27 protein-coding genes are annotated in these 24,985 nt (G+C 61.1%); 15 read left to right on the top strand and 12 right to left on the bottom strand.

Translation table 11 applies throughout. The features are described from left to right. Positions 1 to 17 precede the first annotated feature (17 nt). Positions 18 to 1,439 (top strand): c-type cytochrome, encoded by a 1,422-nt coding sequence (locus tag ACVWWD_RS14130; protein ID WP_457103142.1) that lies wholly within the window; start codon positions 18 to 20, stop codon positions 1,437 to 1,439. Here ACVWWD_RS14130 and ACVWWD_RS14125 read toward each other — a convergent pair. From ACVWWD_RS14125 to ACVWWD_RS14090, 8 genes are all read right to left on the bottom strand, one after another. Further along, positions 1,424 to 1,573, bottom strand: coding sequence for a hypothetical protein (locus tag ACVWWD_RS14125; RefSeq protein ID WP_352668368.1), 150 nt, complete (start codon positions 1,571 to 1,573; stop codon positions 1,424 to 1,426). The genes ACVWWD_RS14130 and ACVWWD_RS14125 overlap by 16 nt on opposite strands. Then, positions 1,570 to 1,899 (bottom strand): hypothetical protein, encoded by a 330-nt coding sequence (locus ACVWWD_RS14120; RefSeq protein WP_352668362.1) that lies wholly within the window; start codon positions 1,897 to 1,899, stop codon positions 1,570 to 1,572. The genes ACVWWD_RS14125 and ACVWWD_RS14120 overlap by 4 nt, the downstream gene beginning before the upstream one ends. 238 nt (positions 1,900 to 2,137) lie before the next feature. Next, a complete protein-coding gene (locus tag ACVWWD_RS14115; RefSeq protein WP_457103141.1) occupies positions 2,138 to 2,800 on the bottom strand; it encodes a methyltransferase family protein in 663 nt (220 codons plus the stop codon). Positions 2,801 to 3,096: 296 nt separating this feature from the next. Next, positions 3,097 to 3,636 (bottom strand): prepilin peptidase, encoded by a 540-nt coding sequence (locus tag ACVWWD_RS14110; protein ID WP_457103140.1) that lies wholly within the window; start codon positions 3,634 to 3,636, stop codon positions 3,097 to 3,099. A 1-nt stretch (position 3,637) separates the two neighbouring features. Further along, positions 3,638 to 4,198 carry a tetratricopeptide repeat protein gene (locus ACVWWD_RS14105; protein ID WP_352668339.1) on the bottom strand — a complete coding sequence of 187 codons (561 nt, stop codon included), beginning with the start codon at positions 4,196 to 4,198 and terminating at the stop codon, positions 3,638 to 3,640. A 53-nt stretch (positions 4,199 to 4,251) separates the two neighbouring features. Further along, positions 4,252 to 5,202: a type II secretion system F family protein gene (locus ACVWWD_RS14100; protein ID WP_352669210.1), complete on the bottom strand. Its 951-nt coding sequence runs from the start codon at positions 5,200 to 5,202 to the stop codon at positions 4,252 to 4,254. Positions 5,203 to 5,220: 18 nt separating this feature from the next. Then, positions 5,221 to 6,192 carry a type II secretion system F family protein gene (locus ACVWWD_RS14095; protein WP_352668332.1) on the bottom strand — a complete coding sequence of 324 codons (972 nt, stop codon included), beginning with the start codon at positions 6,190 to 6,192 and terminating at the stop codon, positions 5,221 to 5,223. Continuing rightward, positions 6,192 to 7,580 (bottom strand): CpaF family protein, encoded by a 1,389-nt coding sequence (locus ACVWWD_RS14090; RefSeq protein ID WP_352668324.1) that lies wholly within the window; start codon positions 7,578 to 7,580, stop codon positions 6,192 to 6,194. Before ACVWWD_RS14090 ends, ACVWWD_RS14095 begins: the two co-directional genes overlap by 1 nt. A gap of 538 nt (positions 7,581 to 8,118) precedes the next feature. Between ACVWWD_RS14090 and ACVWWD_RS14085 the strand changes: the two genes are divergently transcribed. The 10 genes from ACVWWD_RS14085 to ACVWWD_RS14040 all read left to right on the top strand — a co-directional run bounded on the left by ACVWWD_RS14085 (position 8,119) and on the right by ACVWWD_RS14040 (position 16,307). After that, the gene (locus ACVWWD_RS14085) at positions 8,119 to 8,340 is read left to right on the top strand and encodes a Flp family type IVb pilin (protein ID WP_457103139.1); all 222 of its coding nucleotides are present in this window, start codon (positions 8,119 to 8,121) and stop codon (positions 8,338 to 8,340) included. A 90-nt stretch (positions 8,341 to 8,430) separates the two neighbouring features. Further along, entirely contained in the window at positions 8,431 to 9,471 is a 1,041-nt protein-coding gene (gene cpaB, locus ACVWWD_RS14080; protein ID WP_352668313.1) for a Flp pilus assembly protein CpaB, read from the top strand. Between the two features lie 54 nt (positions 9,472 to 9,525). Further along, positions 9,526 to 10,959, top strand: coding sequence for a type II and III secretion system protein family protein (locus tag ACVWWD_RS14075; protein ID WP_457103138.1), 1,434 nt, complete (start codon positions 9,526 to 9,528; stop codon positions 10,957 to 10,959). Positions 10,960 to 10,963: 4 nt separating this feature from the next. Continuing rightward, entirely contained in the window at positions 10,964 to 11,245 is a 282-nt protein-coding gene (locus tag ACVWWD_RS14070; protein ID WP_352668302.1) for a hypothetical protein, read from the top strand. A gap of 70 nt (positions 11,246 to 11,315) precedes the next feature. Continuing rightward, positions 11,316 to 12,848, top strand: a complete 1,533-nt coding sequence (locus ACVWWD_RS14065) for a TadE/TadG family type IV pilus assembly protein (RefSeq protein ID WP_352668295.1) — start codon at positions 11,316 to 11,318, stop codon at positions 12,846 to 12,848. Between the two features lie 5 nt (positions 12,849 to 12,853). Continuing rightward, positions 12,854 to 13,387, top strand: a complete 534-nt coding sequence (locus ACVWWD_RS14060; protein ID WP_457103137.1) for a TadE/TadG family type IV pilus assembly protein — start codon at positions 12,854 to 12,856, stop codon at positions 13,385 to 13,387. Between the two features lie 2 nt (positions 13,388 to 13,389). Further along, positions 13,390 to 14,028 (top strand): TadE/TadG family type IV pilus assembly protein, encoded by a 639-nt coding sequence (locus ACVWWD_RS14055; protein ID WP_457103627.1) that lies wholly within the window; start codon positions 13,390 to 13,392, stop codon positions 14,026 to 14,028. Next, a complete protein-coding gene (locus ACVWWD_RS14050) occupies positions 14,025 to 15,188 on the top strand; it encodes an AAA family ATPase (RefSeq protein WP_457103136.1) in 1,164 nt (387 codons plus the stop codon). Before ACVWWD_RS14055 ends, ACVWWD_RS14050 begins: the two co-directional genes overlap by 4 nt. Next, positions 15,175 to 15,747 carry a L,D-transpeptidase gene (locus ACVWWD_RS14045; RefSeq protein WP_457103135.1) on the top strand — a complete coding sequence of 191 codons (573 nt, stop codon included), beginning with the start codon at positions 15,175 to 15,177 and terminating at the stop codon, positions 15,745 to 15,747. The genes ACVWWD_RS14050 and ACVWWD_RS14045 overlap by 14 nt, the downstream gene beginning before the upstream one ends. Next, the gene (locus tag ACVWWD_RS14040; protein WP_352668262.1) at positions 15,744 to 16,307 is read left to right on the top strand and encodes a hypothetical protein; all 564 of its coding nucleotides are present in this window, start codon (positions 15,744 to 15,746) and stop codon (positions 16,305 to 16,307) included. Before ACVWWD_RS14045 ends, ACVWWD_RS14040 begins: the two co-directional genes overlap by 4 nt. A 45-nt stretch (positions 16,308 to 16,352) precedes the next feature. Here ACVWWD_RS14040 and ACVWWD_RS14035 read toward each other — a convergent pair whose 3' ends face one another. The 4 genes from ACVWWD_RS14035 to ACVWWD_RS14020 form a co-directional block, all read right to left on the bottom strand. Next, entirely contained in the window at positions 16,353 to 16,820 is a 468-nt protein-coding gene (locus ACVWWD_RS14035) for a hypothetical protein (protein WP_457103134.1), read from the bottom strand. Between the two features lie 152 nt (positions 16,821 to 16,972). Further along, on the bottom strand, positions 16,973 to 17,788 hold the full coding sequence (locus ACVWWD_RS14030; protein ID WP_457103133.1) for an alpha/beta hydrolase: 816 nt from the start codon (positions 17,786 to 17,788) through the stop codon (positions 16,973 to 16,975). A gap of 9 nt (positions 17,789 to 17,797) precedes the next feature. Beyond that, positions 17,798 to 19,285: an NAD-dependent succinate-semialdehyde dehydrogenase gene (locus ACVWWD_RS14025; protein ID WP_457103132.1), complete on the bottom strand. Its 1,488-nt coding sequence runs from the start codon at positions 19,283 to 19,285 to the stop codon at positions 17,798 to 17,800. 17 nt (positions 19,286 to 19,302) lie between these two features. Then, entirely contained in the window at positions 19,303 to 20,529 is a 1,227-nt protein-coding gene (locus tag ACVWWD_RS14020; RefSeq protein ID WP_457103131.1) for an iron-containing alcohol dehydrogenase, read from the bottom strand. Between the two features lie 152 nt (positions 20,530 to 20,681). On the opposite strand from ACVWWD_RS14020, the gene ACVWWD_RS14015 reads away from it, so the two are divergent. Genes ACVWWD_RS14015 through ACVWWD_RS14000 form a run of 4 tightly spaced genes read left to right on the top strand, consistent with a single transcriptional unit; the run spans position 20,682 to position 24,979 of the window. Further along, positions 20,682 to 21,383 carry a GntR family transcriptional regulator gene (locus ACVWWD_RS14015; RefSeq protein WP_352546810.1) on the top strand — a complete coding sequence of 234 codons (702 nt, stop codon included), beginning with the start codon at positions 20,682 to 20,684 and terminating at the stop codon, positions 21,381 to 21,383. Between the two features lie 11 nt (positions 21,384 to 21,394). Further along, entirely contained in the window at positions 21,395 to 22,987 is a 1,593-nt protein-coding gene (locus ACVWWD_RS14010; protein ID WP_023771316.1) for a sugar ABC transporter ATP-binding protein, read from the top strand. Further along, positions 22,975 to 23,973, top strand: a complete 999-nt coding sequence (locus tag ACVWWD_RS14005; protein WP_457103130.1) for an ABC transporter permease — start codon at positions 22,975 to 22,977, stop codon at positions 23,971 to 23,973. The genes ACVWWD_RS14010 and ACVWWD_RS14005 overlap by 13 nt, the downstream gene beginning before the upstream one ends. Before the next feature lie 55 nt (positions 23,974 to 24,028). Continuing rightward, the gene (locus ACVWWD_RS14000) at positions 24,029 to 24,979 is read left to right on the top strand and encodes a substrate-binding domain-containing protein (protein WP_023771318.1); all 951 of its coding nucleotides are present in this window, start codon (positions 24,029 to 24,031) and stop codon (positions 24,977 to 24,979) included. The last annotated feature ends 6 nt before the right edge of the window (positions 24,980 to 24,985 follow it).

Genomic DNA, 24,985 nt, shown 5'->3' with positions numbered 1-24,985 from the left:
GGAGCCTGCGATCGGCTATGCGCCGTAGCAGGCGTGCGCTCTGGCTTGCGGCGGTTGCTCCAGCCCCGGCCGTCATCTCCCGGTCGATCGCGGCCTTGCTGGCATCGTTGGCGCTTTGCACGCAACCGCGGGCGGACGAAATCCGGAAGGGTGAATATCTTGCCCGGGCGGCCGACTGCATCGGCTGCCACACATCCAACCCGAGCCGCCCGTTCGCCGGAGGCTATCGCGTGCCGACGCCGTTTGGCGACGTCTATTCCACCAACATCACACCGGATCTCGACACCGGCATCGGGCGTTATTCCGCGGACGAGTTCGTGCGGGCCGTGCAGAAAGGGGTGAGGCGCGATGGAGCCAATCTTTATCCCGCCATGCCTTATGACAGCTTCGCCGCCATGAGCCGCGAGGACGTGCTGGCGATTCGGGCCTATCTTCTGGCGCAGCCACCGATCTTCCAGCCGCGCCCGGCAAACATCCTGCCTTTTCCGTTCAACCAGCGCTGGACACTGGTGCTGTGGAAGCTCGCGAACTTGCACAGCGGCGGCTTCGCACCGGATCGGAGCCGAACCGCGGCATGGACCAGAGGGGCCTATCTCGTCGAGGTGCTCGGCCACTGCGGTGCCTGCCACACGCCGCGAAATGCGACATTCGGCATGGATGAAAATCGCAAATTTGCCGGCGGCAATGCCGGCATCTGGCAAGCCTTCAACATCACCAGCGACAAGATCGCAGGCGTGGGCGGCTGGAGCGATGAAGAGCTGTTTCGCTTTCTCAAGACCGGCGCGGTGCCAGGAAAGGCGTATGCAAGCGGTCCGATGGCGGAAACGGTCATGAACAGCCTGCAGCATCTTTCGGATGACGACATCCATGCCATGGCCGCCTATCTCAGGGACGTTCCTGCCCAATCCGGAGACGAAAAGCAGCCGCGCTTTTCGTGGGGCAATACGCCGGGGGTCGCGGACAATGCTGGAAGCAACGGGGCGGCGCACGGCAGCGGGGCGGCGGCCGGCGGCGATCTCTATCGGTCGCTCTGTTCGGGATGCCACGGGGCGAATGGAGGCGGATCAGCGGACGGCTCCGCTCCATCACTGACCCACAACACCTCCCCGGGCGCTGCCATGCCCGACAATGTCGTCATGACGATCCTTGAAGGCGTCAAGGCTGGTGACGTCGCGGGACGCAAATCGATGGCGGCTTTCGGCGGCTGGCTGGACGATGGCCAGGTGGCGATACTTGCAAATCATGTGACCGCGCATTTCGGAAATCCAGACGCGCGCGTTACGGCGGCCGACGTGCGCCAGATGCGGGCAGGCACGTCGGCACGGCGGACGGTCATGATCCTGGCGGGACAGGCGCTGGCGGCCAGTGGCGCCGTATTGCTGCTTGGTCTGCTTACTTTGCTGGCAAAGCGCCTGCGCTCAGCTCATGTGCGCCCATAGAGATAGGCGGTGATGTCGCGCGTATACTCTGTCGGCGATGTCGGCTCGTCGACCCCTTGCAGCAAGAACACCGCCCGATAAGTCGCCCCAGGGAGAAGAGCGACTTCGGGCGGCGCTCCGAGCCTCTGGCTCATTTGTTGCAGTTCTGCACATTCGACGTCGTGTTGCCGGTGGCGGTGTTGTTGTCGATGTCGTTGCCCGCCGCATCCTTGCAGCGGTCGGCCATGCCGTTCGACTTGGTTGTCGAGTTTGTCGAATTTGTCGTGCTCGGGTCGGCGGGCGTGGTCGTCGCACCGGAGCCTGTGCCGACGCCGGTGCCGGTCGTAATCCCATTGCCGCCACTGGTGGCGCCGGAGGTCGAGCCTGAACCATTGCTGGATCCGGTGCCGTTCGACTGTGCCATTGCCGACGTGGCCAGAGCGACCGTAAGCACGGTTGCGGAGAGAAGTTTGGTGATCATTGGAGCATCTCCTTTGGTTGTGTACTGCCTTCACCAAACCTGTCTTTCCCGGATATGTTCCGAATGAAACGCTCTTCAGCGAAATTCTTGCCGGCTGGGATTGTGGTGCCGATGCGGACGCTTTCGACGCGCCTGGGCTTGCTTCCGGGGGTCGGCGATAGCCACTTGATCGCCTCGCGGATCAAGCGCCTGATTGCGCCTTAATGCGCTATTCCGCTCCGTTCAGGAGGACCGAACATCACTGGCCGGGCGCAGGTGCCGCTCGACGGAAACGCGGGAGCAGCATTGGGACGCGTTGGGCATATGCCTCATATTCGGGGAAGGTCTGTCGAAGGATACCTTCCTCGTTCCGTGCACGTCGATACTGAAGAAGAAACTGAAGCGCACCCAGGGCCACCATCAGCAATGAAAAATGCGAAAGGATCATCCCGGCAACGAACACCGCCTCGCAGATGTACAATGGATGCCGGACGATTGAGTACGGGCCAGTGGTAACAAGGCGACGAGCTGTCGCCATGAGAGAGAAAGAACGACCCAGCCAGTAAAGACACAAGGTCGAACTGGCCGTACCGATCAAGACCAAGCAGAGAGCCGTGACTTGAGCCGCCTCATTTTGCAACGCCGGCGTCAGGCTCAATGCGAGCAGGATCATGAATGTTCCAGCTACCGAAGTTACTCTCGGCTCAATTCCTTGCGCAGTTCCCTTAGGCGGAAGGCGGGCGACTGTCATCACAAGTTGCAACAACAGAAACACTGTCGATGCCAGCTGAGTGACGACTGCGAGCGAACTTGCTGAGGTATCCTGACGGAAATAGAGGAACAGAGGTATCGCGCCGGACGTCGCCAAAACCGTCATTGCAAAGACGATGGCAATACGGCCAATAAAATCCTCATTGAACATTTCGTTCCCTCCTAAGGATTCATTGAAACATCACTTCCGCTCCCCGACAAGAAGATGGTTTCCAAAGAGTTAACGCCATGGGTCCTCAACTTTTGATTAATCTGTCCGATTTATCGTGACGAAATGCCAAACCTTCTTTCCGTGCTTCGTTTCCTGGCGCCGATCTCAATTCTGATTGGACCCATAGCGATGATCGCGCTCAATCCACACAGCGCAACGTTTGCGTTTTGGTTGGCGTTGCCTGTGAATGCGGCTGGATGGTCGGCGCCTCACACAGCGGAGCGGACAGCCTCAGTTCAATTGACCTGATTCAGGATTCCCGAACTGGTCGCAATCACCACGGTTTTGTAGATTTCGAAGATTATCGTGCATATCGTCGCCAAAGAAATGGGCACCCCAAACGGCACAACCCCCTTGCGATCCAGATATTGAACATACAGACGGAAAGCGCCCTGCGGCAGCATGAATGGAATTTTCACGACTGCGGCCGTGGCGACAGCAAAAACCAGCAGCAGAACGGAAAACAGGATGAGGCCCTGCCCGCCGATCAGAAGAGGCACGACCGCCATCAGCTTGACATCGCCGGCGCCGATCTTGCGCAGAGTCCAGAACGGGAATAGAGCGACAAACAACAGAAGCCCCGCCACAGCGCTCAGCCCCATATCCCACCACGATCCGGACTGGAGCGACAGCAGCAACAGCGGTCCCCCTCCCAAGCACAGGAGCAACAGCACATCGCGATTGGCTATCTTCTGGGTGGTAAAATCGAGCCACGCAATCCTGGCGAGTAGAGGGATGGCGAGGGCCTTCAACAACAGTGCTTCGACAAGCAGCATGCTAGCGCTCGATGTTCTGCACGCTAGACGACAGCAGTTTCAGATTATTGGCCACCGTCGGATCGTTGGGCGCCAGTTCATAGGCCTTGAGAAAATTGCCGCGTGCGTCCTGCAGCTTGCCCCGCAGCAGATAGGAGTAGCCGACATTGTTGTAATATTGGGGCGACGGCCCCATCAGCTTGAAAGCGCGGCCATAGGCGCGGTCGGCAAGGTCAAAGCGGTGGATGCGGTCGCAGGAAGCGGCCAAGCCCATCCAGGCGCCGCCGTCATTGGGCGCCAACTGCGTCGCCTTGAAGAACAAGGCGCCGGAGTTGCCGTAATTTTCCGCGCGGAACTGATTCTTGGCTTCCGCCACGGCCTGGTCCGAGGCGTAATATTCGACGTCGCTGACGGTCTTCAGCCCGTCAAAGGCGTCGCCAAAGGACGTGACGTCGCCTTTCGAGGATTCGTTGGTGCGCACGACACCGCCAGTGGTGTCCACACCGTTTGTCTGGCAGCCGGCAAGCGCCGCCATCAGCATACTGGCAGCGACGACGGTTGCGAGGCGCATTGGCCCTGTCATTTTATCCCCCAGGAGTCCTGCGACTCTATTTTAGGATCAAAGCATATACCTATTTAGAAGAAAACGCCTTTCATGCGAATGATCACTGGCAACATGATGACCATGAGCACAACGGGAAAGATGCACAGCCCCAATGGAACCATCATTTTGACTGGCAGAGCATTTGCTCGCTCCTCGGCGTGCAGGATCCTCTGGCTGCGCATTTCGTCGCTATAGACACGCAGCGCTTCCGTCAGGCTGGTGCCAAGTTCTTCCGATTGACGGAATAGCACCGCCAAGGCCCTCGCCTCCTCAAGTCCGACGCGGTCAGCGAGTTCGCGTAACGCCTCCCGTAGCGGCTTGCCTGCGCGCAATTGGAGACTCATGATCGCAAGCTGGATACCGAGCCATTTGTGGGTACCAGCCATTTCGGCGCTGACTCGCTCGACTGCTGCCTCTAGGCTCATGCCGGCATCAGCGCAAGTGATCATCATATCCATGAAATCTGGGAAACTGCGACGATAGATATGTTTCTGAGCATTCTCGAATCGATCGAGCATGACGCTCGGCACGACTAGGCACGCTAGCCCGAACAAGGCAGCTGCGGCAAGTGCGACAAAGCCAGGCAAGTACGGGGGCAGTATGCGCGACAGGAGCGCATAGAGGCCTAAAAAGCCAATTCCGACAGCGCCGATGCGTGACAAGGTGTAAATAAGAGGGGCACTTGACTGATAGAAACCGGCACGAAAGAGTTTGGCCTCGAGCGCATTTGGCTCCCCCCGCTCCTTCTCGACCGTTCGGAAATAGGCGTCAACCGGCCGCTGTGCCGATATCCGGGCGAGCTGTTCCTGACCGGCAAGCGAACGACGGTCGGCGATTCCTTCTACCATCAGGCTCTGGGTGACCAGCCTTCGAGTCTGCAATACCGGTAACAGGATAAGGGCCCCAAAAAGGAAAAGCGCCACCGCCGCAAGAAAAACGGCAATCGAGATCAGAAGGCTTACGTCCTGGATGTTCGAAAGCAGATTGATGGCTCGCCCCCGTCAAAAGTCGAAATTGACCATTCGATACATGATGAAGTCGCCCAAGAGCGCCCATATCCCGAAACCCACAAAAGCTGGAAAAACGGCGGGATCTTTCGAGATGCCGCCGTAATAAGCCGGGGCAAGGATCTGAAGAATTAGGAACATCACGACCGGAAACAGCGAAATGATCCACGCCGATACACGGCCCTCGGCTGAAAGCGCCCGGATCTTCATCCGCAACTTCTGTCTTTCGCGCAAAACCGACGACAAGTTGTGCAGAATTTCGGTCAAGTTTCCGCCTGTCTTGGCCTGAATCGAGAGTGACACTGAAAGCAGATGCAGGCCTTCGAAGCCTACGCGCTGCGAGAGTTTCCGAACTGCATTTTCAAGACTGAGGCCGAAAGTGATTTCGTCGGAGACTATCCCGAATTCTGTGCCGAGCGGATCGGGCATTTCCCGGGCGACAAGGGCAATTGCCACCGATGTCGGGTGTCCGGCACGCAATGAACGCACGATCATGTCGAGTGCGTCCGGCAGTTGCTTGGCGAATTTCTGAATGCGCTTATTACGGGCACGCCGGAGAACGAGCAATGGCAGCACCAAGGCGATGACGAAAAAGATGATCAACGCGATGACGATGGAGAGATCCAACAACAACGACGATGCCAAGGCCAAAACGAGGCCGGCCAGAGCGAACATGCCGGCAAACGCTATCGGACTGCCAGTGATACCCGATTGTGTATAGAGCCGGTTTAACCCGATCGCGCGAAAAATAAAGTCGCCGGTGTCCGTCAATCCACGTTCCCGCAACAGGCCCTGCAGACTCTTTTCCGCCGGCGCCTCCTCGCCCAGTCGTTTGAGCCGCCGATTGATCGTGCCCGCTCTGAGCCGCCGCCCAGCGTAGGACATATAGAGCGATTCGGCGGCGAGGATCACTGATGCCGCTGCCAGTACATAGATGAAGTAGAGGAGCGTCTGACCGGTGGGCATTAAAGTGGCGCCTGAGGATTGAAGGCATCTTTGGAAAAGTGGAAGCCAAGCGTCGCCACTTCCTGGGCAAAACGTGGGCGGATGCCGGTGGCACGGAATTCTCCCACGATCTTGCCTTCCGGCGTCACCTCGCGCCGAACGAAGTGATAAATTTCCTGGAGTTGGACGACATTGCCTTCCATGCCGGTCAATTCCGATATTGAAATAACCCGCCTGCCGCCGTCGGAAAGACGCTGCGTCTGTACAATGATGTCGATGGCCGATGCTATCTGCGCTCGGATCGAGTCATTGGTCATCGGCATCCCCGCCATGCCGACCATCTGCTCCAGACGCGATATGGCGTCCCGCGGCGTGTTGGCATGGATGGTGGTCATCGAGCCTTCATGGCCGGTGTTCATTGCTTGCAACATGTCAAAGGCTTCCTCGCCGCGAACCTCGCCGACGATGATGCGGTCGGGCCGCATGCGCAGCGCATTCTTCAGCAGTTCGCGCTGACGAACCTCTCCCTTGCCCTCGACATTTGGCGGGCGGGTCTCGAGCCGGCCGACATGAGGCTGCTGCAGTTGCAGTTCCGCCGCATCCTCGATGGTGATCAGGCGCTCGGTGGCTGGAATGTAGCTCGACAACGCGTTGAGCAGCGTGGTCTTGCCGCTGCCGGTGCCGCCCGAAACGAGGATCGATTTGCGCGCCTGCACCGCGATGCGCAGCAGATCGACCATCGGCTGGCGGATCGAATTGAAAGCCATCAGCCGTTCGAGCGAATAGGGATTCTTGGAGAATTTGCGGATCGACACTAGCGGGCCGTCCACGGAGATCGGTCGCACCGCGATATTCACGCGCGAGCCATCCGCGAGGCGGGCATCGGCCATCGGCGCCGATTCGTCGACACGTCGGCCGATAGCGGAAACGATTTTGTTGATGATACGCAGCAGGTGCGCCTCGTCACGGAAGCGTATCGAGGTTTCCTCGATCACACCGCGGCGCTCGATGAAGACGCGCTTGTGCGTGTTGATCAAGATGTCGGCGATCGAATCGTCCTTGAGCAGCGGCTCGATCGGCCCGAGCCCGAGCATCTCGTCGGCGGTATCGCTGGTTAGCTGGTCTAGCTCGCGCGCGTTCAGGGGCACATTGTGGCTGCGCACGAATTCCCGAACGATCGGGCGAATCTCGTTCAGTATCTCGTCCTTGGATGCGGTTTCCAGCGCAGTCAGGTTGAAACGGTCAATGAGATGGCGATGAAGCTCGACTTTCAGCGTGAGGAAGTCCTCGCCATGGGGTTCAACATCAGCAGCTGGAGAAACGGCCGGAACAACGGGCAGCACAGTCAGCGCCTCGGCCTTTGTCGCGGCCTGCTGCTCGCTTGTTCCCTTAATAAACCGCCCCAGCATAATCGGTTATACCCCTCTAGCGCATATTAGTGGAAACTAAACGTTAACCAAGCGACGCACAAGCGCCGGGGCGCGTAACGTACGGACATTACTTTCAACATAGTTAAGGAGCGCGCCTGAAAATATCGTTTTTATTTTAGGCCCCGTCGCCAAACACGGGTGAGTGAGTAAGCTTTAGAACGCGCTGCGCGCGCCTCGTGTACCGCCACATCGGATTCCGCTCCATATCTGGCTATAACCCCTTAGATATAAAGGGATATGCCATATCGCTAAAGTAGCTTCTACTTCATTAGTCGTTGGACATAATTGTGAACGAATGGTTAAGGACGCTTGAAAAATTAGACGAATCAAGCTCTTGCTGAAATTTAAAGCCACACTCCACTCCGAATTTGGTGTATTGGGAAGTTAAGGAACCGTTAATCCCGTTTGACTCCGCAATTTCTCGGGACCTAGGATCGAGATGACGGGGGATGCTTGGGTATGGAGTTCATCCTTGGCTCTGTCTCGTCGGGTTCAACCTCCAAAGGGAGAAATTGACATGAAGAAGCTCATGACGATGACCCGGCAGTTCCGCGACGACGAAAACGGCGCTGCTATGGTCGAATATTCCATCCTCATCGGCATTATCGCCGCTGCGTCGATCCTGATCATCATTGGAATTGGCATATGGGTAACCGGTCAGTTCACCGGCCTTTGTACTGCGCTCAATGGCCACGGTGCTGCTGGCAACACAGCCTGCGCCGCCGCCGCCGCCGGTTAACTTGTGAATCTCAGGCCCGGGTCGTTCGAACCGGGCCTGAGATCAGCGTTAGCGGGTAAACTCCCGCATTATGATTTGGGGCTTGGGTCCATGCGCGCCAACACGCTTATTATGATCGTCCTCGCCGGCGTGTTCGGCGTGCTGGCGGTGGTGCTTGCCAACATATGGTTGGCCGGCCAACGCAGCGCAATGGCGGAAGCAAATGGTACCCAGCGCGACACTGTGGTGGTTGCAGCCGTGCCGCTGAAATTCGGTGACGCGCTTTCGGCAGACAAGCTGCGCGAAATCGCATGGCCGGCAGGCGCGATTCCAACAGGCGCCTTCAAGACAACGAAGGAAGCACTGGCTGGCGAAGGTGCAAGACAGGCCCTCCAAACAATCGGCGTCAACGAACCGATACTCGCCACCAAGATCACAGGTCCCGGTCAGCGCGCCACGCTTTCGGCGGTAATCGGCGAAGGCATGAAAGCTGTTTCCATACGGGTCAACGATGTGCTCGGCGTCGCCGGCTTCGTCTTCCCGGGCGACCGCGTCGATGTTTTGCTGACTCGCACGGTGCGGGACACTGATGGTGGCGACAAGAGCTTTGTCGATGTGCTGTTGCAGAGCATGAAGGTGCTTGCCGTCGACCAGGTCGCCGATGAAAGCAAAGACAGTCCGACTGTGGTGAAGGCGGTAACGCTCGAGGCCAGCACCAAGGATGCCCAGAAGCTCACGCTCGCCGCCGGCGCCGGCCAGCTCTCGCTGGCGCTTCGCCAAGCCGCCGCCAGCAAAGGCGAGACGACCGAACGGGTGACGCTGTCGGATTTGACTGGTGAAACGCCCGAAGACGTTGCCAAGCGACAGGCCGAACTCGACAAGAAAGCGGCGGCGGACGCCATGGCGGAAGCTGAGCGCAAGCGTGCCGACGACAAGATTGCGGGGCTCGCCCAGGCCGTGGAGCGCGTTGGAAGCCGGCTTGACGAGTTGGGCAAGGCTAAGCCGGTTCCTGTGGCTGCCCCTGCGCCCGCGGCCAAGGAAGTCGTCAAGGAAGTGATCAAATATGTGCAGCCGGAGCCACCGGCACGCGCCACCGTCGGAGTTTTCCGGGGCGTGAAGCTCGAAACCTATGACGTGCCGCGACAGCCATAGCAAAAGTGCGCGAGTGAATTCGGGTTGCCACCGGCAGCATTTGGGGAGACGGGAATGAGGGGGTTTTGGTTAGGGATGGCGACGGCCGCGTTGGCGGCGCTGCTGTCGAGCGTTGCGGCCGATGCCGCCGACCGCTTCATCGACGTGTCGAACCCCAGCGTCCATCGCGTTTTCCTGCCGATGTCGCAATCGGTGACGCTCCAGGTGAATGCCAATCTCGGCGATATCGTCGTCGGCGACGAGAAGATCGCCGATGCGCAGCCAATGACCGACCGCACGCTCTACGTCATCGGCAAGGGCGCCGGCACCACCACGGTCAATCTGTTCTCACCCGACAAGCGATCGCTCGGCGTCATCCAGATCGAGGTCGGCGTCGATGTCAGCGACATGGCGGCGGCGATCCGCCAGGTTTCGCCAAGGTCGCGTATCGAGATCGGCTCGGTGAATGGCAGGGTGCGGCTTGGCGGTCATGTTAAGGATGGCGCCACGCTGGCGGCCATCATGGAAGTGGCGCAGCAATATGGTCCCGATGCCATCATCAATGCCGTCACCGTCGACGACAGCCAGCAGGTCAATCTTGAAGTGCGCGTGCTGGAAGCCAAGCGCAACGCGGGGCGCGACCTCGGTGTGTCGATCGCCAGCACCAACAGCAGAGGCACGACGCTCACCGGAACCGGCATCGCCGCCGTCGACAAAGACGGCGAGGTGCTGGGGGCGGCTGGCGTGCTCAGTGGCCTCCTGTCCAAATCCACTCCGTTCGGCGCACTCCTCACTCGCGTCATTGACAGCAACATCAAGGTCGATCTGTACATCGAAGCCCTGGAGGCCAAGGGCGTGGTGCGCACGCTTGCCGAGCCCAACCTCACCACGCTTTCCGGCGAACCCGCCAGTTTCAACGCCGGCGGGCAGGTGCCTATCCGCAGCGTCGACAAGAATGGGCTGGTCCAGATCGAGTACAAGCAATTCGGCGTCAATCTTCTGTTCACGCCGGTGGTGCTCGCCGACGACAAGATCCACATCCAGCTGGCGCCGGAGGTCAGCGACCTGACCGGCTTCACGACAGCCGGCGACCCGATCTTCACCAACCGCAAGCTGGAAACCGTCGTTGAACTGCGCGACGGCCAGAGCTTCGCGGTCGGTGGGCTCCTGTCCAGCAAGACCACCAAGCTGCAGAACCAGGTGCCGTGGCTCGGCCAGGTGCCGGTCATCGGCACGCTGTTTCGCAATTCGAGCAGCCAGAAGGAAGAAACCGAACTCGTCGTCATCGTCACGCCGCATATCGTGCGGCCGGTGAAACCCGGCGAACAGCTGGCAACCCCCCTCGATAAGACGCGGCCCGCGAACGACCCGGAGTTCTTCGTGCTCGGGCAGCTCGAAGTGAACAAGGACATGATCCGCAAATATGAAACAGGCGACGGCGTCACCGGCCCCTATGGCCACATGCTGGACTTCAAATCGAAGGACAAGATGCTCTATGTCAAGAAATAGCGCCTTGCTCCTCATTCTGTGCGCCGGATCGCTTTCGGGCTGTGCCGCAGACTATTTGAACCACTACGACACGGTGACCTTGGCCGCCGGCGACACGCAGAAATACAATTCGCTGCTGCAGACGGTCGACCCGCTCAATCCGGCCTCGAGGAATACGCATATCGAAGGCGACGGTACGCGCGCCGCGCTTGTTGCGCATAACTACAAATTTCCACCGCCGCCGCCGCCGCCGCCGGCGATCACGGTCAATGTCGGCGGGTCGGGTGTGAGCACACCGTCGAATTGAATGGAAGGATGCGACTTCAGCGCTAAGCAACACGAGGATCTTGGCGCCAGGGGAAGTAAAGGGTAGGGCCATGTTGCGGATTGTTCGCGCGTTCTGGCACGATCAGAGGGGAATAGCGCTGATTTTGTTCAGCGTCATGCTGCCGGCGATCATCGGCTTTTCCCTGCTGGCGATTGACATGAGCCGGATCAACAACCTGCACAATGATATACAAAAGGGCACTGACGCGTTGGCGCTTGCCGCCGCGGCCGAGTTGAACGGCAGAACCGATGCATGGACTCGCGCCGAGAACGCCCTCGGAAATCTGATTTCGAACGACACCACATTCTCGGACGCAGGAATTGTCACCCTGCCTGGCAGCGGAACGACCACTGTCGACGCGACGTACTCGGCCTGCCGCTCGAGAGGCCAAATATCGTGGTGTTTCCTAGCGAGCATCCCTGCAAACGATTCCGACCTGATTACCTCGGCGAACTATGCAGCCTCGGCATCCGTGACTCGCTTCATCATGGTGGGATCCCAGCCCGAAACCTTAACAACCATCTTCCCGATCTCTTTTATTGCGGGGAACACGGCTGCCAATGGCTTCACTTTCGGAGCTGTTTCGGTAGCGGGCTTCACATCCGGCGTCTGCAATTACACACCAGTCTTCATGTGCAACCCATACGAGATGGTAAACGGCACCAATTCGGCGGGTGGCGTGACGCTCGAACAGGCAGTGACGGATCCAGCGATCCATCGCCGGCTAATCGAACTTCGGCTGGTGGGCAACAATGCCGCCTACGGGCCTGGCAATTTCGGCTTCCTGCAACCGCCGGATGATGTCGGCAACGGCGCGCAGGCGCTTGCGCAAACGATAGCCACGTCGACCCCTCGCGGCTGCTACTCGGCGCAGGGCGTAAGCACGAAGACCGGCCAGAACAACGGTCCGGTACAGGACGCATTTAACGTCCGCTTTGGCATCCAGGCCAGCGGGAATGCCTTTAACAGTGCCGAATATGGTCCGGCGTCGAATGTCCGAAAGGGAGCTATCGCAGGGGGCAACGGCAACGGCAATGGCAATAGCAACCAGTGCCCTTCCTATAACCAACTGACGTTCGGCGCGCCCAACATGGGCCTGCCCCGCGATGCGACTACACCGTATATGGGCGGCCGGATGGGTGACGGAAATTGGAATTTATCTAGTTATTGGAGTGCCAATTTCGGTGCGGCCGGCTATCCAGCTTCCTGGAACACCACCAAGCCGACCCGCTATCAGGTCTATAAATACGAAAACGCGAACAATCTGGTCGGAACAGCTTCCGTGGGCGGCGAGGTGGGGACACCTCCCAACGCATGCCAGCCGCCGGTCACCTCAGTGGATCGCCGGTTGCTTTATGGAGCGATCCTCAACTGCAATGCGCTGCAGGCTGCCGGCAACAACCTAAGCGGGAATAGCACCAACCTTCCGGTCGAAGCCTTTGCAAGTTTCTTCATGACAGAGCCGGTTCCGGGCGCGGCAAGCGGAGGATCGGTCTTTGTAGAGCTCGTCGACATCACAGGCCGTGGCGGGCAAAGCACGCTGGACAATTTCCTGCGCGACGAAGCGCAGCTGTACCGGTGATGGCAATGAAAAGGCTTTCCCGCTATCTAAGACGATTTTGCCTGGAACAGCGCGGCACCGTGCTGATCGAGATGGCTCTCGTCGCCCCGCTAATGGTGCTGCTCTCGGCGGGCGTGTTCGAATTCGGCCGGTTCATCCATGACAAATTTCTCGTGGAGGCCGGTCTCACTGACGCAGCCCGCTTCGCCGCCCGCTGCAACAGTCAGTTGTATACCGATGCGGGCCTGGCGGCGATCGACTGCGCCGATATTGCAGCAAGCATAGCTGTATATGGCAAGATAAACGGGCAACCAACTGATCTCGGGCGAGTCGACGGCTGGCGGAAGTCCGATGTGACGGTAAACATCGCTGATCCCGCTATGTGCCAGAATACGATCGCCGCCAACGGCACTGTTCTATATCTTTCCACTACGTCGCAGGTATGCATCGTCACGGCGTCCACAAGCTTCCATTACAGCGACTTAGGCATGCTGTCGCTCGTCGGCGTCGGATCAATCACGATCGGCGGCAGTCATCAGGAGCGGTTGATCCGATTTTGATGATGTTTAGACGGTTCATAATATCAGAGGACGGCACGACGATGGTCGAGATGGCCATCGCAATGACGCTGCTCCTTACTCTCACCCTCGGCTTCGTCGATTTCGGTTTCGCGCTTTACCAGTGGAACGGCGCGACCAAGGCAGTGCAGGCGGGAGCACGGTTAGCTTCCATTTCCGACCCGGTCGCGCCGCAGATTTCGACGGCTGGTGCAACCACGACGCCAGGGGCTCCTGTGGTGGCCAATTCGTTTGACTATATCTGCAACGGCGCTAATTCGACTTGCAGCTGCAGCGGAGCGAATTGTGTTGCTGGCGTCTGGACGGCAGCGAATTTCAATCGAATTTTTCGAGGTGATGCGACCGGCGCGGGTACCTGTCCTGGTCTTGCCGCGGGACAACGGCCGGGCATGTGCCATTTCTTCCCATTTTTGCTGCCCGCGAACGTCGTCATCCGATACACCGCCACCGGCCTTGGATATCAGACCCGTTTGGGAGGCCCGGTGCCGACCATCTCCGTCAGCCTGCAGAACGTGAATTACCACTTTTTTTTCCTGGGCGGACTGATCGGGCTAGACAATATGGCCATGCCCTCCATGCTCAGCACGGTTACGGGCGAAGATTTGAAGAGTACATCGCCATGAACGCCATCAGCACCAAGGTTACCCCCACCAAGCGGAAGCAGGTCGCGCTGTTTTCCTCCGATCCGAATTTCAAGCGCGATGTGGCGACGCGGCTCGATGCGCTGGCGATCTATGATGTGCGGGTTGCCGAGACCGGCGACTTCCTCAAAGGTCCGCCGGCCGACACGCGCCCGGGCATCGTCATCCTCGATCTCGGCAATGGCGAATTGCTTGGCAATCCAGGCATCGTTGAGGCGCGCGCGCTGTGGGCAAGTGTGCCGCTGATCGCGGTTTCCGACGAGTTGACGTCGGAGCAGACGCGCGTCCTGGTGCGCATGAATGCCTCGGACTGGCTGCACAAGCCGCTCGACGGCAAGGAACTGCTCAACGCCGTCACCTTCCACGACAGCGGCAACCAGGGCGCCAAGAGCCGCATCATCACCTTCATCAGCGCCAGCGGCGGCGCCGGCGCCACGACGCTGGCGCTGTCGGCGGCTGAATTCCTGGCCTCGAAATCGACCGAGCGCGCGGCCTCGACCTGCCTGGTCGACCTCGACTTCCAGAGCGCCAATTGCGGCGCCTATCTCAACCTGTTCAACCAGTTCGACCTTGCCGGCATCATCGGCCAGCCGGAACGGCTCGATGTCGAACTGATGGATGTCATCAAGCTGTCGCGGCCTTCCGGCCTGACGCTCTACGCCTTCGAGCGGCCGCAGCTGCCGTTCGAGCCGCAGGGCGCCGATTTCGTCTTCCGGCTGCTCGACCTCGTCGCCTACCGGTTCGACGACATCGTCATTGATTTGCCCAACATCGAAACGCCCTGGCACAATTCCGTGCTGTCGACGAGCGACGAGATCTTCATCGTCTTCGAGCTCAATGTGGCATCGCTGCGGCAAGGCAAACGGCTCTACAAGAAGATCCGCGAGCTGCGCGGCAATGCCGTCTCAATCACGCTGGTCGCCAACAAGCACAAGCGCAAATGGTTCGGCAACCACTTCTCGCGCAGCGAGCTGGAGAAGATCTTCAAGGCGCCGCACATCAAGTCGGTCGGGCTCGACAATGCCCTGCTGGCCGACGCGCTGAACCGCGCCATGCTGCCTTCCGAAGTGGATGGGCGGGCGCGCTTCAGCAAGGATCTGAAGAAGATGTTCCGCGAGCGGCTCAACGATGCGGGCCGCTAGCGGCCATCGCTTGCGGCTGACAGCCGCCTGCCTCCTCGGCCTGGCGCTGGCGCCCGCGGCCGGGCAGACCGCGTGGGCGGACAGCCGCCCGCCTCTGCCGGCCATGGGCCCCAGCCTGCGCAAGACGGTGGCGTTTTCCACCGCCGAGAAGGCTGGAACCATCATCATCCGCAAGCAGGAAAAAGCGCTCTATCTGGTGACCGGCAATGGCGAGGCCCTGCGCTACCGGATCAGTGTCGGACGCGATGGATTTGGCTGGACGGGTACGGTCCAGGTCGGAGCCAAGACCGAGTGGCCGGCGTGGCGACCGCCCAGGGAAATGCGCGCCCGCCAGCCGGAATTGCCCGACATGGTGCCCTCGGGGCCGTACAATCCGCTCGGCGCAAGGGCGCTCTATCTGCTTCGGGATGGCCGCGACACGCTCTATCGCATCCATGGCACCAACGACCCTTCGGGCGTGGGTTTCGACGGCACGTCGGGCTGTTTTCGCCTGACCAATACCGATGTCATCGATCTTTTCAGGCGCGTGCCTGTCGGCACCAAGGTGGTGGTCCAATGACGACGATCAGCGATCCCGACGACCTTGTGATAGCGGTCGAACCACTGTTGATCGACAGGGAGAAGAGCCGGTCCAGGCTCGCCATTGCCGTCTCAGTCGGCCTGGCGCTGTTTGCCCTCCTGAACGCCACCGCGGCCGTCTATCTCTACCACGGCATCAACGATCTGCGCGCGATCGAGGCGCGGCTGGAGGACCTCGGCCAGTTCGAGCAGCGGATGAGCGCGCGGCTCGACACCGTCAACAATGGATTTCAAAGCCGGTTCGAGGCGCTGGACGACCGGCTGCGGGCGAGCTTCGGCGAGGTCAACGCCAACATCGCCCGGCAGCCACCGGAGATGTCGGGAAATCACGGTGGCGACGAGCCGCGCGTCGTCGAACTGGCCTCACCCGCCGAAGATACGGCGGCGGTCGCCAGCGCCGCCGACGCGGAGCCCGCGATCGAGGAAATGCCGCGGGTAACGCGACGGCGATCGGCTCCGGCGGCGCCTCCCGCGCCGAGCTCCAACTACCAGCGGAGCGTGTCACCGGAAGGCAAGGTCACCTATCACAAGATAAACTAGGTCGGGATAAACTAGGTCGGACTTGGGCATGGCCGCGTAGCTGCGCTAGAAATCCCGCTGCAGTGCCATGATCCGGACGCGCCGCGATTCAACGCGCATGCCGAGTTCACGGACATAGGCAAGGTGGCAATAGGCGCAGGCGGTGACCCCGATGACCGCCAGCAGGCAGTTCAGCCAGGTGAAGTCCATCATCAGCGAGAACCGAAAGCCACTCGGTGCCGTGAACGCGGCGATGGTGCTGGCGGTCTGCGAGCGGCCGCCGATGAAGATCATCGACGCCGCCAGGATCAAGATGCCATGGTTGGCGAGAAAGAAAGCGGCCGACCTTCTGGCCCGGCTTGCCATCCAGCAGATCCCCAGGGCCGCGCCCAACAAGGCGAGATCCAGGACCATCGACCCTCCCAGATAGACATCGACCTGCTGCCAGACCATGCCCGACGAGGGATGCAAGGCGAGCCAGATCTTCCACATATCGGGGCTTGCGGGGTAGGTTCCGAGCAGGAGCGTCGCCATTCGCTCGGTCGCGAGGATCAGCAGGACACAGGCAGGAAAGGCGAAAAGCACTAGTGGTTGGCGCTTCATGGTACCTCGCAATCTGGCGGACAGATTACGCGCCATGAGTTGCGCAAGGCTTAACGGGAAAGGTTAGGCTGAGACAGGACCGATCAAGCGGCTCGGATCAGGTCGTACAGCCAAGTGCCCCCTTTTGTGTGCCCGACACCCAAATCCCGGACGCTGTCCATGTGATTGCGTCCCTCGACGATGCTGCTCGAAGCCGTCAGGCCCTGCTCCGTCAGGCGATCGGCAAACAATTTGGCCTGCAGGTGAAACGGTTCCGTCTCCCGCTCGCCGACCAGCAGCGTGACCTTTGTCCGCGACGAGTGGGATTTGCTCATCGGCGAATACGCCTCAACTTCCGTGTCGGTCAGGCCTATCAAAGGCTCCAGGAAGGATTGCTGGAGGGGCTTCAAATCGTAGAGCCCGCCGAGCAGAAGTGCCGCCGACGGGGGATGTGCCGACCCCTCGTCGAACAAAAAGGTCGCCAAATGCGCCCCGGCGGAATGACCGCTGACGCTTAGCCGACCGGCATCGCCGCCATGGCTGGCGATATGATCCAGCACCCATTGCCTCGCGCGCCGGACCTGGTCGACGATTGTCGCCATCCTGACGGCAGGCATCAGCGCATAGTCGATCACGACCGCGATTGCCCCGGCGCTCGTCACCGTCTCGGCGATGTAGGAATAGTCGCTTTTGGCGAACATGCGCCAATAGCCGCCATGGATGAAGATGTGCACCGGGACATCCCTGCGCGCTCCGTCCGGAAAGAACAGGTCGAGGCGTTCGGCCTCTTGCGGACCATAGGCGATGTCCGCCAGCATCGGCAGCGAAGCCCGCGTGACGGCGCTGCGGGCGACGATGTCGGCCACGATGTCATCGAAATCGGCAACGTGGTCGCGGGTGCGAAAAGGGTCCTTCGACATGGAGCCGGCTCAGAAGGTCACAGCGATGTATTTGGCCTCCATGAACTCGGCGATGCCGTGATGCTGGCCCCCTTCCCGCCCGAGGCCACTCTGTTTGACTCCGCCGAAGGGCGCGGCGGGATCCGACATCAGGCCGCGGTTGAGGCCGATCATGCCGGCCTCGATCTCGGCGGCCACCCGCATGCCGCGCGCCACATCGCGGGTGTAGAGATAGGCGGCGAGGCCGTATTCGGTGTTGTTGGCGTGGAAGATGGCCTGCGCCTCGCTCTCGAAGCGGGTGATGGGCGCCACTGGGCCGAAGATCTCCTTATGCGCCATATCGGCGTCCGGCGAGACTTCGGACAAGACGGTCGGCGGATAGAAAAAGCCATCACCTTCAGGCACCGAGCCGCCGCACAGCGCCTTGGCACCACGGTTGACCGCGTCCTTGACCAGCCGGTCGATCTTGTCGACCGCCTTCTTGGTGATCATGGGTCCACATTCGGTGTCCGCCTTGGTGCCGGCGCCGATCTTGAGCGCAGCCATGCGCTGTGCAAGGCCGTCGGCGAACGCATCGTGGATACCTGACTGGACGTAGATGCGGTTGGCCGCCGTACAGGCTTCGCCGGCATTGCGCATTTTGGCGATCATGGCGCCGTCGATGGCCGCATCGAGATCGGCATCGTCGAAGACGATGAAGGGTGCATTGCCACCAAGCTCCATGGAACAGGAAGTCACATGTTTGGCGGCCTCGGCGAGCAAGGCCCGGCCGATCCCGGTCGAACCGGTGAAGGAGAGCTTCCTGACGCGCGGATCGGCCAGCATGGCCGACGTCAGGGGGCCGGGTGTCGACGTCGTCAGCACGTTCACGACACCGTCCGGTACGCCGGCTTCGCTGTAGAGCGCGGCCAGCGCATAGGCGGTCAGCGGCGTCTCGCTGGCCGGTTTCAGAATGACCGTGCAGCCTGCCGCCAGTGCCGGTGCGATCTTGCGCGTCGCCATCGCGGCGGGGAAATTCCACGGCGTGATGAGAATGCAGATGCCGATCGGCTGGTAGTCGACGACGATCCGGTTGGCGCCAGACGGGGCGGTGCCGAACTCGCCGGTGATACGAACCGCCTCCTCGGCGTTCCAGCGGAAGAATTCGGCTGCATAGGCGACCTCGCCGCGCGCGTCGCGCAGGGCCTTGCCGTTCTCCAGCGAGATCAGCATGGCAAGCGTCTCCGACCGCTCGACCATCAGCTCGAAACAGCGCCTGAGAATCTCCGAGCGCTTGCGCGGCGCTGTCTGGCGCCACCCCTTGGCGGCCTTGGCCGCTGCCTCGACCGCTGCGGCGGCATCCTCCAGGGTCGCATCGGGGACCGCCGCGATCACCGCGCCGGAGGATGGATCGGTGACCTCAATGAGCCCGCCGTCGGACGACGGCCGCCATTTTCCGCCAATGTAGAGCCGGTGCGGAAAGCCCCGAACGTCGTACGGATCCTGATCGAGAGGGAAGGCATTGTAGGGAAGGTTCATCGTCTTGTTCCTGACGTTCACATGGCGCAGGCGGTGAGATCGCCGTCATAGGCCGCCTGGACAAGGCGGCGCATGGCGGCAAGGTCGAATGGGCGCGGGTTGTTCTTGATCAGGCGATCGATGCCGAGCGCCTGCTCGGCGGTCCAGTCGAGCTTGTCGGCCGGGAGTCCCAAACCGGCCAGCGTCGGGGTGATGCCGATCGCCGCAAACAAGCGCCTGATCTCCTCGATGGTCGCGCCCGCCATTTCGTCGACGCCACGACCATTCGGCTCGAGGCCAAGAGCAATCCCTATCTCGGCGATCTCACCCGCGGCCACACGGCTGTTGTAGCTCATGACATAAGGCATCATTGTCGCCACCCCCAGCCCATGCGGCGTGTGGGTGAGCGCGCCGGCCGGGTATTGCACCGCGTGCGCCGCCGCCGTGCCGGCGGTGCCGAACGCGCAACCCGCAGCCAGCGCTCCCATCATCACGTCGGAGCGCGCCTCGGCGTCGCCGCCGTCGATGCACGCCTTCTCCAAGCTGCGGCCGAGAAGTTTGACGGCCAGCAGCGCGAAATGGTCGGTCAGCGGCGTCTTGCCGATGAACACGTGGCGCTGCGGCAGGCTGAAGTCCCCGTCCCGGCGCATGGCCGTGAAGGCCTCGATCGCATGAGTGAGCGCGTCGGCACCGGCAACCGCGGTCAGGCCAGGCGGACAAGTCATTGTCAGTTCGGGGTCGCAGACGGCAACGGCAGCGATAAGATAGGGGCTCGATATGCCGACTTTGAGCGTCCGGTCCGGATCCGATATCACGGCGACAGGCGTCACCTCTGATCCTGTACCAGCCGTGGTCGGCACGGCGATCATCGGCAGGGTCGGCCCCGGGACCTTGAACTCGCCGTAGTAGTGCCGCAGCTCGCCGCCGTGGCTGATCAGCAAGGCGGCACATTTGGCGAAATCGAGACAGCTGCCGCCGCCGATGCCGATCACCATGTCTGGCCGGAAGCCCCTCGCTTCCTTGACGCAGACCGGCACCGAATCGCGCGGCACGTCCGGGAGGACACCGTCGTGAACCAGCACGTCGATTGACGCCGACCGCAGGGATTTCATCATTTCGGCGAACACGCTGGTGCCGGCCAAACGCTGGTCGGTGCAGACCAGGGCGCGGCGGCCGTGGCGGCCGGCCACGGCTGGCAGGGCATGACGTTGTCCCGTTCCGAATAGAATTTCACGTGGGAGCCGGAGGGCTGTGAGAAGGCTCATGACAGGCTGCATCCTTGAGGGTGTCGGAGAAACTCGCATTGCAATCCGCACCGAAGGATCCTGAACTGAACGGCGCCGATAAAATCGTATAGGATATAGTATTGCATCGGTCAAACCCTCGTGTTAGCAATCTCCTGTCGAGAGGCGAAAGAATGCAACCTGTCAGCTTGAGCAATAATGGTGAAACGCCCACGGGAGCGGGCCGCATTCAGCGTGCCGGCAGCCTAGCCGAGGACGTCTACGAGGCCATCTTCGCGCAGCTGATGTCGCTGAAGATCGCGCCCGGTTCGCGCATCACCGTCGACAATCTGGTCAAGGAATTCGACGTTTCCCATACCCCGATCCGCGAGGCGCTGGGCCGTCTCGAAGGCGAAGGACTGGTTCTGAAGACGCACCTGATCGGATACCGCGCCGCGCCGCAGATCACGCGGCGCCGTTTCGACGAATTGTACGAAATGCGTCTCCTGCTCGAACCCCACGGCGCGGCGAAAGCCGCTGCCACGATGGATGAGGCCAAACTCGGCACGCTGCTGGTGGCTGCAGGCGTGATGTCGCGCCGCGAGGGCAAGGACGAGCGCCTGCGCTATTCGAACTTCGCCAGGCAGGACGCGATCTTCCACGACAAGATCATGGAATACGCCGAAAACGAGCTCATCCGCGAGACGCTGGGTTATCAACACACCCACTTCCACATTTTCCGCCTGATGTACCATTCCCGCGTGACCGAGGAGGCGCTGGACGAGCATGAGGCGATCCTCGCCGCGTTCGGCTCTGCCGATCCGGATGCCGCCGCGAAAGCAATGCGCGCCCACATCGAGCACTCGCGCGATCGCCTGCTGCCGGCCTTCGATTGAGGCCTGAACGAATGTCCGTTACCGCCAATATTGCCGGAGAGGGAGGAAGTGCGCTGCCTGGCGGCAATGCGCCAGGGGTCCTGGAGCCGGTGCTGCGCGCTCAGGGTCTCTCGAAGCAATATGGGCCGGTGACCGTGCTCTCCGACGTCACGCTCGACATCCTGCCGGGCGAAATCCACGCCATCATCGGCGAGAACGGTGCCGGAAAATCCACTTTGATGCGGCTGCTTTCCGGCTATGCCGAGCCGACCCGCGGCACCTTGTCCATGGCTGGTCGGCCGGTGACGTTCGCCAAGCCCGACCAGGCCCAAAAAGCCGGCATTGCCCTCGTCCACCAGGAGATCCTGCTCGCCGAAGCGCTTACGGTGACGGACAATCTATTTCTCGGCCGCGAGCTTTCGCGCCGCCATGTGATGGACGACCGCGCCATGCGGCGCCTGGCAGCCGAAAAGCTGGCACGGATCGGCTGCGCGGTCTCGCCGACCGCGCTGGTGCGCGACATCTCGCTGGCCGACCGCCAGCTGGTCCAGATCGCCCGCGCGCTGCTCGACGACTACAAGGTCGTGATCTTCGACGAGCCGACCGCCGTGCTGACCGGCGAGGAAGTGGATCGCCTCCTCGAAATCGTCCGGCAGCTAAAGGCCAACGGCACGGCCGTCCTCTATATCAGCCATCGGCTGGATGAGGTGCAGCAGCTTGCCGACAAGGTGACCGTGCTGCGCGACGGCAGGATGGTCGGCACCTGTCCGGGCACGGCCCTGACCCAGATGGACATGGCACGCCTGATGGTCGGCCGCGAGCTTGCAACGCTCTACCCGCAGAAGAGCGCACCGTCCGATGAGCCGATGCTGAGCGTGAAAAACGCCACCGTCCCGGGCTACGCCGAAGACGTCTCTTTCACCGTCCACAGGGGCGAAATTCTTGGCTTTGCCGGCATGATCGGCGCGGGCCGCACGGAATTGTTCGAAGGGCTGGTGGGCCTGCGTTCGGCCGACGCCGTGATTGAACTCCAAGGTCGGCCCGTCCGGATCCGCTCGCAACGCGAAGCGATCGATGCAGGCATCGGCTACCTGACCGAGGACCGAAAGAGCAAGGGCCTGCTCCTCGAGGAACGACTGGCGCCCAACCTCACGCTTTCCGCACTTGAACGGTTCCACCCCGCACTGGCTCTCAGCAGACGCCGCGAGTCGGTCGCGCTGACAGAGGCCGTCCGGAGCTACGATATCCGGCTCAAGAGCCCTGGCGTGAAGGCGGGACAGCTTTCCGGCGGCAATCAGCAGAAGCTGCTGCTCGCCAAGGTGCTGCTCACCGACCCCTCTGTGGTCATCATCGATGAACCGACCCGCGGCATAGATATCGCCAACAAGGCTCAGATCTACGCCTTCATCCACGCCATCGTCGGCAGCGGCAAAGCCTGCATCGTCATCTCGTCGGAAATGCAGGAGCTGATCGGCATCTGCGACCGCATCCTCGTCATGCGGGAAGGCCGCCTGACGGGCGAGGTCCAAGGCGCCGAGATGACCGAAAGCAATGTGGCGCTGCTGGCGACAAGCGGCCCGAAACCGAGGCCGAAGGCCGAGGGAGGAACAGAATGGCTGTCATGACCGGATCCCCATCCACGCATCGCGTCGGTGATTTGAACATCTCCTGGACCGACGTGGGTCCCTTCCTGGCATTGGCCGCCCTGCTGGTGGTCGGCTTTCTCATCAATCCAGACTTCCTCTCCGCGACCAACCTTGCCAACGTCATCACCCGCAGCGCCTTCATCGCCATCATCGCGGTCGGCGCGACGTTCGTTATCTCGTCGGGAGGGCTCGATCTTTCCGTCGGCTCGATGGCCGCCTTCGTCACCGGCATCACCATCATGTTCATGAATGCCGTGGCGCCACACGCCGGCCTGTGGGCGATCCCGGCTGGAATGCTCGTGGCGATCCTGGTCGGTCTTCTGTGTGGCCTCGCCAATGGCCTGATCGTCACCATAGGCCGGATCGAACCGTTCATTGCGACGCTCGGTACAATGGGCATTTTCCGCGCGTTGATCACCTATCTGACCGACGGCGGCACGATACCGATAGACCGATCGCTGCGCGAAGCCTATCGGCCGGTCTATTTCGGCACCGTCGGTGGTGTCCCTATCCCGATCCTCATATCGGTCGCCGTCGCCGCGATCGCATCGTTCGTCCTCTACAAGATGAAGTATGGGCGCAAATGTGCGGCGGTCGGCGCAAACGAGGACGTCGCGCGCTATTCCGGCATCTCCGTCATCAAGACGCGCACCATTGCTTACATCGTCCAAGGCGTCTGCGTGGCCGTCGCCGCGATCTGCTACGTACCGCGACTGGGTGCCGCAACGCCGACCACCGGGCAGCTTTGGGAACTGCAGGTGATCACCGCCGTGGTGATCGGCGGCACGGCGCTGCGTGGCGGCAAAGGTCATGTCTGGGGAACCGTCGCCGGCGCCGTCATTCTGGAGCTGATCGCCAATCTCATGGTGCTGTCGGACTTCGTCTCCGAGTACCTGGTCGCCGCGGTTCAGGGCGTCATCATCATCATCGCGATGCTCATTCAGAGGTTCTCGAATTCGAAATAGCCCCGCGTCCGGACCACACGGGTGCGTCTTTGCAGGTCCAATCTGGGAGAAGAAAATGTTCAGTAAAAAATGGATGGCTGCGGCCGCGCTCGGCTCGCTGCTGCTGACGGGCCATGCCATGGCCGAGGACAAGAAAGTCATCGCCGTTTCGATACCGGCCGCCGACCACGGCTGGACCGCCGGCGTCGTCTATCACGCGCAGACGGCGGCCAAGGAAATCAACGCGGCTTTCCCCGGTGTCGAGGTCATCGTAAAGACGTCGCCGTCGGCGGCCGATCAGGTGTCGGCGATCGAGGATCTCTCCGCCTCACGCAAGATCGATGCGCTGGTGATCCTTCCTTACTCCTCGGAAGAATTGACCGAGCCGGTCAAGGCCATCAAGGAGAAGGGCACCTTCATCACGGTCGTCGACCGCGGCCTGACCGACCCCACCATCCAGGGCCTCTACGTCGCCGGCGACAACATCGCCGTCGGGCGCAACACCGCGAAATACATGATCGACAAGCTTGGCGGAAAGGGTGACCTGGTTGTCCTGCGCGGCATCCCGACCGTGATCGACGACGAGCGCATCAAGGGCTTCCAGGACGCCATCGCCGGGACCGGCCTCAAGGTTCTCGACATTCAGTACGCTCATTGGAACAGCGACGAAGCTTTCAAGCTGATGCAGGACTACCTCGCCAAATATCCGCATATCGACGCGGTTTGGGCGAACGACGACGACATGCTGCTGGGGGTGATCGAGGCGGTCAAGCAGTCGGGCCGCACCGACATCAAGCTGGCGCTTGGCGGCAACGGCATGAAGGACATCGTCAAGAAGGTCATCGACGGCGACAGCATGACCCCCGTCGAAACTCCCTACCCTCCGTCCATGATCAAGACGGCCATATACATGACCATGGCCAATTTGGTTGGCCAGGCCCCGGTTCGCGGCGCCGTCAAGCTGGACGCGCCGCTGATCACCAAGGACAACGCCAAGGAATACTTCTTCCCCGACTCTCCGTTCTGAAGAACG

This window comes from Mesorhizobium sp. URHB0026 (assembly GCF_054059755.1).
This window is presented reverse-complemented; position numbering and strand designations above follow the sequence as displayed.

Excerpts from the sequence above, each read along its gene's own strand:
- ACVWWD_RS14130 (WP_457103142.1), top strand. The coding sequence starts at position 18 with ATGCGCCGTAGCAGGCGTGCGCTCTGGCTTGCGGCGGTTGCTCCAGCC.
- ACVWWD_RS14125 (WP_352668368.1), bottom strand. The coding sequence starts at position 1,573 with ATGAGCCAGAGGCTCGGAGCGCCGCCCGAAGTCGCTCTTCTCCCTGGG.
- ACVWWD_RS14120 (WP_352668362.1), bottom strand. The coding sequence starts at position 1,899 with ATGATCACCAAACTTCTCTCCGCAACCGTGCTTACGGTCGCTCTGGCC.
- ACVWWD_RS14115 (WP_457103141.1), bottom strand. The coding sequence starts at position 2,800 with ATGTTCAATGAGGATTTTATTGGCCGTATTGCCATCGTCTTTGCAATG.
- ACVWWD_RS14110 (WP_457103140.1), bottom strand. The coding sequence starts at position 3,636 with ATGCTGCTTGTCGAAGCACTGTTGTTGAAGGCCCTCGCCATCCCTCTA.
- ACVWWD_RS14105 (WP_352668339.1), bottom strand. The coding sequence starts at position 4,198 with ATGACAGGGCCAATGCGCCTCGCAACCGTCGTCGCTGCCAGTATGCTG.
- ACVWWD_RS14095 (WP_352668332.1), bottom strand. The coding sequence starts at position 6,192 with ATGCCCACCGGTCAGACGCTCCTCTACTTCATCTATGTACTGGCAGCG.
- ACVWWD_RS14090 (WP_352668324.1), bottom strand. The coding sequence starts at position 7,580 with ATGCTGGGGCGGTTTATTAAGGGAACAAGCGAGCAGCAGGCCGCGACA.
- ACVWWD_RS14085 (WP_457103139.1), top strand. The coding sequence starts at position 8,119 with ATGAAGAAGCTCATGACGATGACCCGGCAGTTCCGCGACGACGAAAAC.
- cpaB (WP_352668313.1), top strand. The coding sequence starts at position 8,431 with ATGCGCGCCAACACGCTTATTATGATCGTCCTCGCCGGCGTGTTCGGC.
- ACVWWD_RS14075 (WP_457103138.1), top strand. The coding sequence starts at position 9,526 with ATGAGGGGGTTTTGGTTAGGGATGGCGACGGCCGCGTTGGCGGCGCTG.
- ACVWWD_RS14065 (WP_352668295.1), top strand. The coding sequence starts at position 11,316 with ATGTTGCGGATTGTTCGCGCGTTCTGGCACGATCAGAGGGGAATAGCG.
- ACVWWD_RS14060 (WP_457103137.1), top strand. The coding sequence starts at position 12,854 with ATGAAAAGGCTTTCCCGCTATCTAAGACGATTTTGCCTGGAACAGCGC.
- ACVWWD_RS14055 (WP_457103627.1), top strand. The coding sequence starts at position 13,390 with ATGTTTAGACGGTTCATAATATCAGAGGACGGCACGACGATGGTCGAG.
- ACVWWD_RS14050 (WP_457103136.1), top strand. The coding sequence starts at position 14,025 with ATGAACGCCATCAGCACCAAGGTTACCCCCACCAAGCGGAAGCAGGTC.
- ACVWWD_RS14045 (WP_457103135.1), top strand. The coding sequence starts at position 15,175 with ATGCGGGCCGCTAGCGGCCATCGCTTGCGGCTGACAGCCGCCTGCCTC.
- ACVWWD_RS14040 (WP_352668262.1), top strand. The coding sequence starts at position 15,744 with ATGACGACGATCAGCGATCCCGACGACCTTGTGATAGCGGTCGAACCA.
- ACVWWD_RS14035 (WP_457103134.1), bottom strand. The coding sequence starts at position 16,820 with ATGGCGACGCTCCTGCTCGGAACCTACCCCGCAAGCCCCGATATGTGG.
- ACVWWD_RS14030 (WP_457103133.1), bottom strand. The coding sequence starts at position 17,788 with ATGTCGAAGGACCCTTTTCGCACCCGCGACCACGTTGCCGATTTCGAT.
- ACVWWD_RS14025 (WP_457103132.1), bottom strand. The coding sequence starts at position 19,285 with ATGAACCTTCCCTACAATGCCTTCCCTCTCGATCAGGATCCGTACGAC.
- ACVWWD_RS14020 (WP_457103131.1), bottom strand. The coding sequence starts at position 20,529 with ATGAGCCTTCTCACAGCCCTCCGGCTCCCACGTGAAATTCTATTCGGA.
- ACVWWD_RS14015 (WP_352546810.1), top strand. The coding sequence starts at position 20,682 with ATGCAACCTGTCAGCTTGAGCAATAATGGTGAAACGCCCACGGGAGCG.
- ACVWWD_RS14010 (WP_023771316.1), top strand. The coding sequence starts at position 21,395 with ATGTCCGTTACCGCCAATATTGCCGGAGAGGGAGGAAGTGCGCTGCCT.
- ACVWWD_RS14005 (WP_457103130.1), top strand. The coding sequence starts at position 22,975 with ATGGCTGTCATGACCGGATCCCCATCCACGCATCGCGTCGGTGATTTG.
- ACVWWD_RS14000 (WP_023771318.1), top strand. The coding sequence starts at position 24,029 with ATGTTCAGTAAAAAATGGATGGCTGCGGCCGCGCTCGGCTCGCTGCTG.